This is a genomic window from Sphingosinicella rhizophila (genome assembly GCF_032378825.1).
In the GTDB taxonomy this organism is placed as follows: Bacteria; Pseudomonadota; Alphaproteobacteria; order Sphingomonadales; family Sphingomonadaceae; genus Allosphingosinicella; species Allosphingosinicella rhizophila.
Genome location: NZ_JAVUPU010000003.1, coordinates 458,950 through 472,667, shown reverse-complemented (window position 1 = coordinate 472,667; position 13,718 = coordinate 458,950). Strand labels below are relative to the sequence as shown.

The 13,718-nt window shown below is 56.8% G+C and carries 13 protein-coding genes; 1 reads left to right on the top strand and 12 read right to left on the bottom strand.

Going from position 1 to position 13,718, the window contains the following annotated elements; genetic code table 11:
* The 9 genes from RQX22_RS08090 to RQX22_RS19320 all read right to left on the bottom strand — a co-directional run bounded on the left by RQX22_RS08090 (position 1) and on the right by RQX22_RS19320 (position 9,135).
* Positions 1-678, bottom strand: a complete 678-nt coding sequence (locus RQX22_RS08090) for a polysaccharide biosynthesis/export family protein (RefSeq protein WP_315725357.1) — start codon at positions 676-678, stop codon at positions 1-3.
* Positions 679-882: 204 nt separating this feature from the next.
* Positions 883-1,506 carry an acetyltransferase gene (locus RQX22_RS08085; protein WP_315725355.1) on the bottom strand — a complete coding sequence of 208 codons (624 nt, stop codon included), beginning with the start codon at positions 1,504-1,506 and terminating at the stop codon, positions 883-885.
* Positions 1,507-2,121 carry a sugar transferase gene (locus RQX22_RS08080; protein ID WP_315725353.1) on the bottom strand — a complete coding sequence of 205 codons (615 nt, stop codon included), beginning with the start codon at positions 2,119-2,121 and terminating at the stop codon, positions 1,507-1,509.
* Between the two features lie 9 nt (positions 2,122-2,130).
* Positions 2,131-3,267, bottom strand: a complete 1,137-nt coding sequence (locus RQX22_RS08075; protein ID WP_315725351.1) for a glycosyltransferase family 4 protein — start codon at positions 3,265-3,267, stop codon at positions 2,131-2,133.
* Positions 3,264-4,274 carry a hypothetical protein gene (locus tag RQX22_RS08070; protein ID WP_315725349.1) on the bottom strand — a complete coding sequence of 337 codons (1,011 nt, stop codon included), beginning with the start codon at positions 4,272-4,274 and terminating at the stop codon, positions 3,264-3,266. Before RQX22_RS08070 ends, RQX22_RS08075 begins: the two co-directional genes overlap by 4 nt.
* A gap of 176 nt (positions 4,275-4,450) precedes the next feature.
* Entirely contained in the window at positions 4,451-5,587 is a 1,137-nt protein-coding gene (locus tag RQX22_RS08065; RefSeq protein ID WP_315725347.1) for a glycosyltransferase, read from the bottom strand.
* 26 nt (positions 5,588-5,613) lie between these two features.
* Positions 5,614-6,999 (bottom strand): phenylacetate--CoA ligase family protein, encoded by a 1,386-nt coding sequence (locus tag RQX22_RS08060; protein ID WP_315725345.1) that lies wholly within the window; start codon positions 6,997-6,999, stop codon positions 5,614-5,616.
* Positions 7,000-7,183: 184 nt separating this feature from the next.
* Positions 7,184-8,203, bottom strand: a complete 1,020-nt coding sequence (locus RQX22_RS08055; protein ID WP_315725343.1) for a glycosyltransferase family 2 protein — start codon at positions 8,201-8,203, stop codon at positions 7,184-7,186.
* Positions 8,204-8,247: 44 nt separating this feature from the next.
* On the bottom strand, positions 8,248-9,135 hold the full coding sequence (locus tag RQX22_RS19320; protein WP_410001611.1) for a glycosyltransferase family 2 protein: 888 nt from the start codon (positions 9,133-9,135) through the stop codon (positions 8,248-8,250).
* 400 nt (positions 9,136-9,535) lie between these two features.
* Here RQX22_RS19320 and RQX22_RS08045 point away from each other — a divergent pair, with 400 nt between their 5' ends.
* A complete protein-coding gene (locus RQX22_RS08045; protein ID WP_315725338.1) occupies positions 9,536-10,225 on the top strand; it encodes a glycosyltransferase family 2 protein in 690 nt (229 codons plus the stop codon).
* On the opposite strand, the gene RQX22_RS08040 is transcribed toward RQX22_RS08045, so the two are convergent.
* From RQX22_RS08040 to RQX22_RS08030, 3 genes are all read right to left on the bottom strand, one after another.
* Positions 10,222-10,842 (bottom strand): class I SAM-dependent methyltransferase, encoded by a 621-nt coding sequence (locus RQX22_RS08040; protein WP_315725336.1) that lies wholly within the window; start codon positions 10,840-10,842, stop codon positions 10,222-10,224. The genes RQX22_RS08045 and RQX22_RS08040 overlap by 4 nt on opposite strands.
* A gap of 68 nt (positions 10,843-10,910) precedes the next feature.
* Positions 10,911-12,353 (bottom strand): lipopolysaccharide biosynthesis protein, encoded by a 1,443-nt coding sequence (locus tag RQX22_RS08035; protein WP_315725335.1) that lies wholly within the window; start codon positions 12,351-12,353, stop codon positions 10,911-10,913.
* A gap of 106 nt (positions 12,354-12,459) precedes the next feature.
* Positions 12,460-13,593 carry a DegT/DnrJ/EryC1/StrS family aminotransferase gene (locus RQX22_RS08030; RefSeq protein WP_315725333.1) on the bottom strand — a complete coding sequence of 378 codons (1,134 nt, stop codon included), beginning with the start codon at positions 13,591-13,593 and terminating at the stop codon, positions 12,460-12,462.
* Positions 13,594-13,718: the final 125 nt, after the last annotated feature.

Genomic DNA, 13,718 nt, shown 5'->3' with positions numbered 1-13,718 from the left:
CTAAAGAACGAAGGGCCGGAACAAGGCGATAAGAGGTATGGTGCTGAGCGCATCCCGCCAGGCCTGCTTGTTATTGTTGCCATCGACGATGATGATATCCGCCCCGAACACCTCCGGATCCTGCATTTCATTGTTGCGGATGGCCTTCAGATCGAAGGCAGCCGCCATGCGTTGCCCTTCGATGGTCCGGAAGACGACGACGCGGCGAAGATCCGCTTCCTTGGTCGTGCCCCGGGCCAAAGCGATGGCCTGCATCAAGGTGGTCTTTCCCACCAATGAATAAGCGCCCGGCGCCTGGACGGAACCGTCGATCGTCACCCTTTGACCGGCGGCTTCCTTGAGCGCGACCTGCACATCGGGATTTTCATAATATTTCTCGCCGAGCTTCCGTTCCAGGTTCCGGCTGAACTCGGTCGGCGTATAGCCTTGCGCGCGCATCTGCCCGATCAAAGGCAAGGCGACATTGCCCAAGGCATCGACCCGGAAATCCCCGGTCAGATCCGGCGCGCGATAGACCATAATATTGACCAGATCGGAGGGGCCGAGACGATAATCCTCGCTCACTTCGAGCTGCTTGATCGGATCGGGCCTGGTGAAGCCGGACGGCGCATAAGCGATATCGCCGCTGCGCCCGCTTGCGCAGGAGACGATCAGGAAAGCGAGAGCGACGATTGCCAAAGGCCGGCGGGGTATCGACCGGAAAAGCATAAAAGGAACCACCTTTCAGTACACAGGCATATCGCCCCCGTCCCCTTTCCAACTCCTAAACATCCAGGTCGGGCACGAAAAGCAGAACAAGGTCCGAAAGCGGATGAATCTTTAGCATGGGCAAAAGCCCTTATGTAGGGCATCCGGGACGCATCCGGATGCTCCATCGCGCCGTTACAACCGTTCGCCGCGCGAAAAGCTCCGTGCCGGGACGCCGGCCATGACCGAACCGGGCTCCACGTCCCTGGTGACCAACGATCCGGCGCCGATGACGGTGCCGGCGCCGATGGATATGTTGGGCATGACCGTTGCGCCGATCCCGACCAGCACGCCGTCTCCGATCCTGACTCCGCCGCCTAAAAGGACTCCCGGCGCGATATGGGCAAAATTCCCCACGTGAACATCATGTTCAACCAGAGCGCGGCTGTTGACGATGGCGTGCCTTCCGATCCGAGCGTCGGCCTGAACGATCGCACCTGCGCAAACCAGCACGCCACCGGAAATTGCGGCGCTGGGGCTGATCACCGATGCGGCATGGAAGATTGGAGGGAAACGAATATCCTCCATTTCCTCGGCCAGTCGCCTTCGTGCTTCATTGTCTCCGATGGCGATATGGAGAAGATCGTCCGTATCCATAGCCTCAAGCAACGGGCCGGCTACCTGCACCCCGAGCAGGATCTCACCTCGTCGTGTTTCATCATCGTCATGGAAGGTGATGGCATCGCCGCCGGCGGAGTGCAAAGCCTCCAGGGCGACCTTGGCATGGCCGCCGGCCCCAAGAATGCGGATCATCGCCATCTATCGCTCCCGCCTTTCACCGCTTCGCCCCGAGCCGAGGAATTCCGGCATGGTCGCCTCGCCCGCCGCGGCGATGCCCTGCGGACGGAGCAGCCTCGCCAGGGTCAGGCCCAATATCTTCAGGTCCAGCAGAAAATTACGATTGTCCACATACCAGACGTCCAGGGCGAATTTCTCTTCCCAACCCAACGCATTCCTGCCGTTCACCTGGGCCCAGCCGGTGATGCCCGGCCGCACATCCTGCCGGCGCCTTTGTTCCGGCGTGTAGAGATCGAGATATTGCATCAGGAGAGGACGCGGCCCGACCAGGCTCATCTCGCCCCGGAGGACATTGATCAGCTCCGGCAGCTCATCGAGGCTGGATGCGCGAAGGAAGCGCCCGAGCCGGCCGAGCCGCTCCCCGTCGGAAAGAAGTTCGCCGCGCGCGTCCCTGGCCTGGGACATGGTGCGGAACTTGACCATGGCGAACGGTCGACCGCGCAGGCCCGGCCGCACCTGCCGGAACAGGATCGGGCGGCCGAGGACCAGGGCGACGCAAAGAGCAACGGCCAGCATGACCGGCGACAGGATGATCAAGGCCGAACCGGCGACAAGGATATCGAAGAGGCGCTTCATCGCGTCACGTCATAAACCCGCATGCCGCATGATATCGGCATTGACCTTGCGGACATCATAAATATCCTCCGCCAAGCGGCGCGATGCGGCGCCCATGGGATAAGCAAGACCGGGCGTTTCGACGAAGCGAAGCATGGCAGCGTATAAGGCACCGGCATCGCGCGGCGGGATGAGGATTCCGTTCTCCCCATCCTTCACCGTATCGCGGCAACCCGGCGCGTCGGTCGTTATGATGGCCCGCCCCATGGCCATCGCCTCCAGCACCGATCGCGGCGTGCCTTCCCGATAGGAGGGGAGGACATAGACGCTGCAGGCGGCAATTGCCGGGCGAACGTCGTCCAGCCTGCCCAGAAATTCCACACCGTTCGCGACCATCCGGTCCAATTCGGCCTGAGAGATTGAATCTGGCGAAGGGTCGAGATAACCAACCAGCGCGACGCGGGCATGCGGGTGCGTAGCTTTCAACCGGGCCGCAGCCCAGCCATATTCACGGACGCCTTTGTCGCCCAGCAATCGAGCAATCATCAGGAATGAATACGGAGCCCCCGCGCCTGCCAATTTGAACCGCGCCAGATCGATCCCGGAGCCGTTGACGATCGCGGTTCGCTTGCGGGAGCCAATCAGGCGCAATTTTAGGAACAGCCTCCGATCGTCTTCATTTTGGAAAAGTGCGACGTCCGCTTTGCTCAGCGCGACCCGATAGAGAATGGAAGCCGCGACACGACTTGCCAGTCGGCGCAATTCTCGCCCGCCTGTGAAGGAAAATCCCAGGCCAGTAACCAGCGCGACTACGCGTTTGACGCGCCCTCCCCCTCCGGCAAGGGAGCCAAGGATAACCGGCTTGATCGTATAGGCGATCAGGACAGTAGGTTTCGTTTCTCGTATGAGGCGCCGCACCGACTGGTAGCCCGCCAGAAGGTCGACTGGGTTGAGGCTGGCATTGCTGAACGGGACTTCGCGCGCTTCCGCGCCGAGAGCGGCGACGAGTCGTCGTGTGCCCTCATCCAGATTCGGCGCGGCCGCCACGACCCTATGGCCTGAGGCAACAAGATCCGCGATCAGCGGGCCACGGAAATTGATGAGCGAGGGGGCGTAGGAGCCAAGCAACAAGACGATTGAGGACGGAGCGGGTGGGCCAGCTTTCATCGGGATTGTTCTGTTGGGTGCATGAGACCCACGGCGGACGGTATCACATTGTGTTGATGAGTAGATGACGACAACAAGGAACGACGGTAAAGGATCACAGTCGCGTAAAGCAGCATGATGGCGGGCATCACCATATATTTCTGCCGAAGCCCAAGTCCTACATTGTAAGTGACGATGCTCAACGTCGTGATGAGAATGATTGAGTAGATTAGACAATAGCGTATGTAGGGTACACTCGCGCTCAGGCGGATAAGCGCCGGCAGGCGCCAGATCAGCGATCCAAAAATGATCAAGATCGCTACGTTCTCGAACGACACAATGAACCCCATTGCCCCAGTTGCATCGAAAAAGAACGGGCGGAATAAGAGGCTCGGCACCTTGAGGATGAAAGGCAGGTCGCCCATTCCCTCGCCAAGCGTGCTAGACATCCCATATTCCTGCTTGCTTGCCAAGAAATCTGCGATGGACTCAGGGCTAAAGAGGGAGACTTTCAAGGAGGCAGAGACAGTTGTGGCGACCGCCACAAGGGCGCCTCCGGCGATTGCTAAGATCGGCAGCTTGAACCGGGCTTTAAGCCTGGCATCGAACACCAAAGTCAGTAGCAACGCCAGGGTTGATATCGCGGCGATGTGGGGCCTGAATGCCACCATAATGGCAAGGGCGAGGAGAAAAGCTGGAAACCGCTTTTCGATCCGGATCATTGCCCAGATGCACATTGCGGCACCCATGAAGAGTGGTGCATCCTTACCGATAGCAGCCGTCCAAAAGTGCAATCCCGGCAGGAAGAACAAGCCGATTAACGGCAACGTTACCCGTTCCTGCAAATCGGTCGATACCTCCAGGACGGAGCGAATGAGGAAAGCGATACCGACCATCCCGAAGGATTGAAATAGCAGAAAAAAGTCCAGGAATGACCCACCGGCAAGGCCTTTCAAATATTGAACTGTCTGCGTTACAAAAACAGCTCCAGTCGTCAGGTCCTCTCCAACCCATTTTTCAGGACCCATATAATATGCTCGTGCGTCCGAGGGCGTAGCTAACGCATATTGCCAATATCCAATGGCAGAGATGATGTGCAACACAAAGCAAGCAAGATATATCTTGCCATCAACCTTTGTATGCTCCGAAGAAGCGATAAAATAAGCCAGGGCGCTTATACAGATACCTATTAACGAGTAGAGTATCATCGCCCCTTTGCTCTCTCTACCAAGCAAGGGGCATCTCCGACGACACGATCAACAACGCTCCGATAGAGGATCAGGTGGCGCTCCGCACAGGCGTCCATGCCGAAGTCTCGGGCCAGACGCACGGACCCAGCACGGAACCCTTCTGTCAAATGGGGATCCTCTATTAATCGAAGCAGATAACCGGCTAGCGACACGGCGTCTCGTGGGGCTGCAAGAAAGCCGTTTTTGCTCTGCTCGACGACTTCACCACATCCGCCCACGTCAGTCGCAACAATTGGAAGCCCAGCGTGTAACGCCTCTATCAAGCTAATTGGCAGGCCCTCCCACAAGGATGTCATGAGGAAAATGTCGGAAGCGAGCAGAAGGTCCTTCACGTCCGAACGAAGTCCGAGAAGAACCACCTTGCCTTTCAAACCCCTCGCTTCAATCTGCTGCTCCAGGTTGCTCCGCTCAGGCCCCTCCCCAGCAATCTGAAAAATCAAGGTACCCGTCAGGTCAGGCCGCTGCTGAAATATCCGATCAGCGACGTCAATAAGTGTTTCGTAGCCTTTGTCCCTGTATAGCCTACCCACGCTCAAAATCGTGATCGAGTTGGTCGAGGAGCTCCGTCGCTGAATTCCCTCGAAAGCTACGGCATTCCGAATCACCGTGACAGGTACGGTCGTGCTGGCCTCAAGCAGAGCCCTGCCCTGCCGCGATATCGCCACGCATTGATCGACGCCTTTCATCAACAGGCGAAATGCCCGCCTGCTGATTTTAAGATGGCTTGTGTGGTGAGTGTAGATCGTAGGTATTTTTCGAGGCCAGAGCAAAAGCCTAAACAGCAAACCTGACAGAAGATGGATATGTAAAATATCAGGTCTGAATTCCCTGTAAACGGTGAGAAGACGCCACGCCCCATAGAGTGGGTTTCGCCTTGAGTGGTGACCGAGGTCGAAGGTTTGTACGGAGCCTTTGGCTAGGATTTCCGCAAACCTTTGCTCAAAGGATGGTGAATTACCTACCTCCCTCGCCTTAGAGATGAAGGCTATTGCGGCGGCAGAGCCATTCTTTACATGCTCGGTGGCGAGATCGCGAACCAGAGCCTCCGAACCGCCTGGACCGCGGGAAGCGAGCAAGTGAAGAATGCGCATGAAATTCCCATCCAGAGTTCAACCGTTCAAGTAAGTTGGGCATAATCCAGGCTATTTTTCACAATGCGGTGTTTTCCGCTGACCTCCCGTGGGATATCGTCGACGTAGGTTAACTGTATTTCGATCGCGCCACCAAGCCTGTCCCGCAAGTTTCTTAGAAAAATCTCCTCGTCCACAGAACGGTAAGAAATTGGATCCGCGTCAATCAATACTTCGATGGAAGACACCTTGCTCTGGATCACTTGAAATTTCCGAATGCCATGAACATTTTTAACTGAATTTGATATGTTGCCAAGATTGATCCGTCCTCTCTCCGACGAGTACACAAAGTCGTTCGGCCTGCCCTCTATGCGCTCCACCAGAGGCGTTTCTCTTCCGCAACTGCACTTGCTATAGGACAATCCCACGCGATCCCCGATTTGATATCGGATCAGTGGCGTCCCTCTCGTGCCGAACGCAGTAACCACCAACTCGCCTTCTGTGGCAGGCTGCCCTTTTTCGTCGAGCACCTCGAACACTCCGGTTAGCAACTCCAAATGTAACTTACCCGCAGGGCATTCGGTGATGAACGGGGCCCCCTCGGACGAGGCATATTGATCATGAACTTCACACCGGAAATACTCTCTTAGGAAATCCCGCTCATGCTCCGTCATTGCCTCGGCTGTTGGAAAGATGGCCTCCAGATGGCCTTCGAACTTTAGCCCCTGCATATCGGCGCAACGCGCAATCTCTAGCATAGAAGAGGGGAAGCCTATCATAGCGTGAGGAGAGAAAGTCTGCAGGTCGCGCAAGTAAGAGCTCACGGTAGTGGCGTTGATATGAAAGGTCGAATAATAGCGGATCCGATCCAGCCAATTTGTTCGCCCATAGGTTCGGGTCCTACGAGAATTGGGAATTAGCGCCTTTCCGCTGAACCAGGCCATGCGCGGTTTGGAGCTTTTGACGAAACGTTCCCGAAACAGATCGAGCATCGCAGTCCGCTCTTGAAAATCGTCCCAGCGGTAACGCACCTCAATCGCTGCGCCTGTCGTTCCGCCCGTCTTCGCGACATATGCTCTCTCTTTTGGCAAGGTCGCTATAATTTCGCTATTTGCACGCAGATCCTCTTTTGACATCATCGGCAATTCCGCAATTGTCGCCACCTTGATGGCGGCAAGGTCGATACCCCTGAGCCGCTGTCGATGCCAGGCGGAATGCTTTGCGGCGAAACACAGGAAATGGTTCAAGCGCTCATTCTGAATTTGGATTAGGTCCTCATAACCCGCAAATTCTCGCTTCGTGTGGAAGAGCTTCCATTCAGAGTAAGCGCCTCGCCGTCGCTTCCGCAGCGACCGATGATTTTCCACAGTGACCATCAGATTCTGAAAGGCTTCAGGGCTGAGGTCGTAAAGTCGCTGCAAAATCTCAGCCATTTTGACGCCCGCATTGAAGGACGCAATCCCGCATCATGCAGGACTGATGCCGCTAGGTGGAGCTAGTTGCAGTCACATGATTGGGCAAGCTCACAAAAAGGATCAGACCCGTCATAAGCACCCCATAGCGACAGCCCGGGCATTTTGCGCGAGGAGATCCACCGCGATCCTGTCCATTTCCCATTCAAACCTTGGAACGCGAGTCAATGCTGCGGGACTGAGAGGCATGTCTCACGAGTAGGGAAGCGAGCCCTAGCAGCATCCGGGCGAACGGAAGTGGGCTATGCAACTTAATTATGTTGAATCGGAATGGGAGCCCGAGGAGAGCGGCAATTGGTCTGTGCCATTCGCTCCTGCCGTGTCCGAGGTCGCGAGCGCGCTGCAGAGCCCGCGCGGCCAGTTTTGGATGGCCCGTGGCATATAAGCGAAGCATGATGCGATAAAAATAGTCCCCCAGTGCCGTCCGCCGGACATCTTCCCCCACGTAGTCGGAGCTCATAGCCAAGATCATCTCTCCCACATCGAGGGAGGATGAAAAATTCTCTGGACGTAGCGTAATTCGATCAGCCGACGAATGGATGACGTAAACCCCGCACCCTTCCCGAGATGATGTAAAACGGGCACCGCGCAGCACACTGCGCATCACCATTTCACCGTCCTGGTTGCGCCGCACCGCTTCGTTCCAACCACCTATGCTGCGCAAGAAACTCGTCCGCCACATGATGGAACATGTCCCCACCGTCCGCCCCGCTCCCATCCAGGACAAGAAGAGATCGTCGGCCGAGGAAAAAGACCTGTGAATGGGAGGACGTTCCCTTCCGCCCGAAAGCTTGAGCAGCCGCATGGGCCCGAATGCTATATCTGCATCATCTTCACATATCTTATGCGCTAAGCCCAGGAGCATCGGCCCCTCGATGAAGTCGTCACAATCAAGAAACATGACATAATCACCGCTGGCAGCCAGCAAACCCTTATTCCTGCTGACCTGTGCCCCCAGGTTCTCCTCGTTGGTGATCACGCGAACAAGAGCCGGATCATAGTTTTTTAGTCGCTCTGATGTCAGGTCCAGCAACCCGTCGATGACTACGATGATCTGGAATTTGACGCCCTCTTGCGAGAGAACGCTGTTTACTGCACGCTGGATTGTCGCCTCGGCTTTATATGCCGGAATCACGACTGTGACGCTGGGATTTATCTTTTTCATATGGAGCTCGAACCAATCTATTTTTGGCCTTACAGACACGTCAACTACCGAATCCCACGTGATAGCACAGACGAAAGCCTTAGGAGGGACGAGCGAAAAATTATTGTGGATATCCCTAATAGCGTTTCGGGATGGCCGATATTTGATTTCAGATTAGCAGCGGATTCGGAAAGACCAAGGTTATACAATATCTTTTCCCTTTCATTAATTCTTTGTAGTATTGCTCTTCTATACTCTAGTCCCTGTTTCCCTTTCGTTCCCAGACCGAAAGGATTTAGGCGCCTTAACCGCTGCACAGGGGAAACGAGATTGTTAGAGCTAATAAGACTTTGCGACGCGTTGGACGCGTGGCGTCTATAGAACTGAAGTACGTCAGGTAGCACAATTGCAGTCCGGAGCTGATGCGCTAGGCCATTGATCCAAGTGTCATGGGCGGGCGCCTCGGCGGGTATCGGCAGAACAATGTCTTGCCATTCTCGACGATGCGCCGAGCAGCAGCCCGTGATGAAATTACGTTGCGCACCCCCATACCGCTTCATGTTCTCAAGCTTCGTCACGCCGTTCGATTTCAGATCCGCATTCACTATAAGTTGGTCATTCATCACAACCATTGTCTGAGGATTTTTATCAAATGCAGCAGCTACCCTCTCAATTCTTTGGTCAAACCAGACATCATCTTGGTCCGACAGGAATATGATTTCACCGCCACACAACGAAAGCGCCTTTTCAAAATTCTTTATATAGCCCAAGTTGCTGGCATTCCGATGTATCTGCACGTCAAAGGGAGCTTTGCTCCGGAAGGCCTCGAGGATGCCGATCGTACGATCGTGTGACCCGTCATCACAGACCACGAGCTCGTCCGGCAGCAGGGATTGGGAGGAAAAGCTATCCAGTTGAGCTTGCAGATAATTGGCGCCGTTAAAAGTGGCCATGGCGATCGAGATAGTTCTTCGCATAGGGCGACGCACTCACAAGCGAGATTGAAGGCAGCCAAACGACCGTGGCCGCAAGGCATATCATAATCTGGAGCGCAATCCCAAAGAGGAGCCGAAGCGATCCATCGCGAGGACGGACGGATGAGACGGTGGCATTGGTCAACCAATTGCCCTGCACGTACCTGCCAGTGTCGGGTTGCCTCATTCGTCCTCCGCGGGGGTCGGCGCCTCGCACCAGATCGCCACGGTTGCTGTTGCCATGTCTGCCGACGCTCGCCATGAAGCGTTTGAGGAAATAATGAACAAATCGCTCCGAAAAACGCTGAAAGTGCTCCGGCGCATTCGTGAGGGGATTCGCTCCGCGCGAGATCCGGGGTTAGGCGTCCGGACGCGCTTCATGCGCGATAGGTCGAGCGCCGCCTATCAAAACCTCTTCAATCAGCCGCACCCTTTGGTGACAATATGCATCGCCACCTACAATCGGGGACCATTGCTGCTGGAGCGATCCGTCGCCTCGTCGCTTCGGCAAACCTATCGGAACATCCAGGTCATCGTGGTTGGCGATTGCTGCACCGACGACACAGCACGACTGATGGCGACGGTACGCGATAACAGGCTCAGCTTCGTCAATCTTCCGGAACGCGGGAATTATCCGACCGAGCCACTGCTGCGCTGGATGGTCGCAGGGTCAGTTCCGATGAACCACGCGCTCGGCCTGGCCGAAGGTGCCTTCGTCACCCATCTGGACGACGATGACGAACATGGACCAGACAGGGTAGAAAAGCTGCTCTCGTTCATCCAGCAGGAACGCGCCGACCTGGTTTACCATCCGTTTCGATCGGAGAATGAAAGCGGCGGATGGACCGTCAACGAGGCCAGCCGCTTCGCCCGGCGCAATGTAACCACATCCTCCATATTCTATCATCGATGGTTCACGGATCTGGGATGGGATCCGCTCTCCTATCGGCTACGCGAGCCTGGCGATTGGAACAGGCTGCGGAAGATCCGGTTCCTGGGCGCCCGGACGCGCCGCCACCCTGACATCTTGTTGTCGCACTTCCGCGAACGGAACCAGCGAAATGATTAAGGGCGTGCTTCCACGATAAGATCGTCGAAGTCAGGCCGGCTTTCGAGGCCGCGGAGCTCGGGATGATCGCTTTCCCCCCACCGCACCCGTTCAATGCGGGTGTAGCCGCACTCGCGAAGGAGGCTTTCGAGCTCCGGCTGATCATAAACGAATACGTGGCCCCAGCGCCGCATCGCATCATTCATCATCTGGCAAAGGGTGGCAGGAAACCAATTGCCGTGCGGCATCTGCACCAGCTTGCCCTCAACATAATCGCGCGCGATCTTGGCAAGGTCCGGGGTCGAGATACGAAGAATTCCATCCGATTTCAGCACCGATCGCGCGTGCGTGAAAAGCTTCCTGGCATCGTCACGGGGGATATGTTCGATAAAATGCTCGGTATAGATGAGCCGCGCCCGATCCGTTCCCATCGGCAGCGGCTTCCTCAAATCCCAGACAAGGTGGCCGTACCCGTCAATGTCGAGATTCGCCCAACCTTCGAGACGGCGGCTTCCGCTTCCCAGATGCAGACGATCATAATGATCGAGCCTGCCGCGGGTGAGAAGGCGCCGGACCCGCCCCACGCCCTGGTTCAGATTCCAGAGAATGCGAACCGCCAATTGCTTCGGAGAGGTCATGGCGGCTTGTTAAATGGCCCGCCAAAATATGTCTCCCGAAAAGTTGAATCCGCACCGGCGGATCTCTGCTATGGCGTCTTACGTCGCCTTGTCCCGAAGAGTTCCCACGCCTTCAGGAAGACCGCCGACCGGATGGCGAACCCAGCGGCGACGTATGTTGCCGCGCCGGCAATGGCGCAGGTTCCCAGCAGGAGGACAGGCGACAAAGTGAGAAGCTGACGCAATCCCAGCACGATGATCGCCATGAATATGGCGGCAAAGGCCACGCCTCGGATGTCGGCCAGCTGGTGCAGGACGCCATAATTCATATTCCTGCCAGCAGGACGGGCGTTCACGACCAAGGCGAGGATGCTGTAGACGAGCTGGCTCCAGGCCAGACCGATGATGCCGAAGAAGCTTCCGGCCACGATCGCGGCGATTCCGATCGCCTTCTTCCACAATTCATTCCTGATGTAGCTGGACGTATCCCCTCGCGCGAGACTCATCTGCACATTGACGCCCTGCATCGGCAGCAGCATCCCGGCGAAGGCGAGGATGGTGAGGATCGGAGCAGCGGCCAGCCATTTTTCACCAAAGAGGACAAGGATAACCAGATCCGAGAGCAAGGCGATCCCCGTCATTGCCGGGACATTGAGGAGCATCACGAACTGGATGGCCAAGCGGGCGCCGCGGCGGAAGGCCGCTGGATCCTCCGCCTTCTGCGCGAAAAGGGGAAAGGCGACACGGTTTATGAGCCGGCCGACCAATGCGCTGGGCACCAGTTGCGTGCCGTGGGCGCGATTATAGTAACCGAGGTCGACGACGCCATGAAGCTTGCCGATCAACAGGGCGTAACCCTGAGTGTAGGAGACTTCGAGCAGGGAAGCGAAGCCGACCCAGGAACCGAAGCCGACGAGCCTCTTCATATGCCGGAAGCGAACGTGCAGCGCCGGTCGCCAATCGCTCATCATCCAAAGCATCGCGCTGTTGACGAGGGCGGCAGCAGCGGTCTGCAAGGCAAGCGCCCAAATCCCCGCGCCGGAGAAGGCGGCCGCCAGGCCGACGGCGCCGCCGCACAGCGAGGAGGTTATGCCGACCTTGGTCAGCCGATCGAACTTCAATTCCCGCGTCAGAAGAGCAGAAGGGACAGCACCCAAAGCCGAAAAGACCAGCTGGGCGCCGGCCACATACATAAGGGGACCGATCACCGGATGGCCGTAAAAAACAGCGATGGCCGGGCCAAGCGCCACCAGCGCAGCCGCCAGCAAGATGCTTGCGAACAGATTCCACCAGAAAACCGCGCTTTCCTCCTCCCGGGAGGTGTCCTGCCTCTGAACGACGGCCGCGGTCATGCCGCCTTCGATGAAAACGGCGGAAAGGGAGGTGAAGAAGGTAACGATCGCGACGATGCCAAAGTCGGCAGGGGCGAGAATGCGGGCCAAGATTACCGAGACGGCGAAGTTCAGAACCAGCCGAATGGAGATATCCGCGGCGCTCCATTTGCCAGCGGCCACGCCCTTCTCGACGCTCATTCGATGGTCCGATGTCCACGAGACATGTCCAGCCGACGCGTCTCCACCGCCAAGGCAAGTCCCCCCATCCGCCTATCAGCAGCCGTCGGCGTGCCGATCGTCCACATCAGCCGTTCTCAATGAGATCGACAATCTTGTCGACAGTCTCGAGGTCAAGATCAGCATAGATCGGCAGACACAGAACTTCGTTGGCTATCCTTATGGCATGGCCAAGATTGGCCGGTCGGGCGGAGGGAAGATCCCGATACATGGGGAAGGAAGAAATGAGCGGGTAGAAATATCGCCGACTGTAGATTCCGTTGGATTTCAGGAGATCGTATAATTCGTCACGCCCAATGCGGAAATCCGCCTTCACAAAAATCGGAAAATATCCGTAGTTGCCGGCGACAGAATCCGCCACGGCCAAGCAATCCACACCCTGCACGCCATCGAGAGCTTGACGATAATATTCGGAGACGATCCGTCTTTTTTCGATCTCCTCGCTCACATGTTTCAGCTGCAGAAGACCGAATGCCGCATTTATCTCCGACATCTTCCCGTTCATACCGGACGTGACAACGGTCACTTCATCGACGAAGCCAAAGTTCCGGAGATGGCCAATACGGGTCTTTGCGGCTGCATCGCGCGAGATGATCGCGCCGCCTTCGAACGTGTTGAAGACCTTGGTGGCGTGGAAGCTCAAGGTGGAAAGATCGCCACAGCCCAATATGCTCTTGCCATTGTCCCTGACACCGAACGCATGAGCGGCATCATAAATGACATGGAGATCGTGGCGGTCCGCAATTGCCTGAATCGCCTCCACATCGGCAGGGTTGCCATAGCAATGAACGGGCAGGATGGCGACCGTATCGGCGGTAATGGCAGCCTCGATCCTGGCCGGATCGAGGTTGCAGGTCATGGGATCGATATCGACGAAGACCGGGGTGAATCCGGTCCATATCAAAGCGTTGGTGGTCGCGACGAAGGAGTAAGGCGTGGTGATGACTTCACCGCGCCTTTCGAGGAATTGCAGCGCGATGATCAGCGCAACGGTGCCGTTATTCACCAGCGAAACATGCTCGACGCCAAGATATTCGCCAAGACGATGCTCCAGTTCCTGGTGGAACGGGCCGGCATTCGTCAGCATCTTGGTGTCCCAAATCTGGCGGAGCGATTCCGTGAAGGCTTCCAGCGAGGGGAGCGAAGGCCGCGTTACGAAGATCGGCTCGGCCTGCCGATCATTTTCCTTGGAACCTGTCATACGCGTTTGCTGCCGTCCTCTCGAAAACCAAGCGTCGGGAAGTCGCCCCCGCGGCGGTGCTTCTGGAAGAGAAGCACGTTCCCCGTTTGGGTCAATTAAAATGGGCAAAGCAGATATAGGACTGA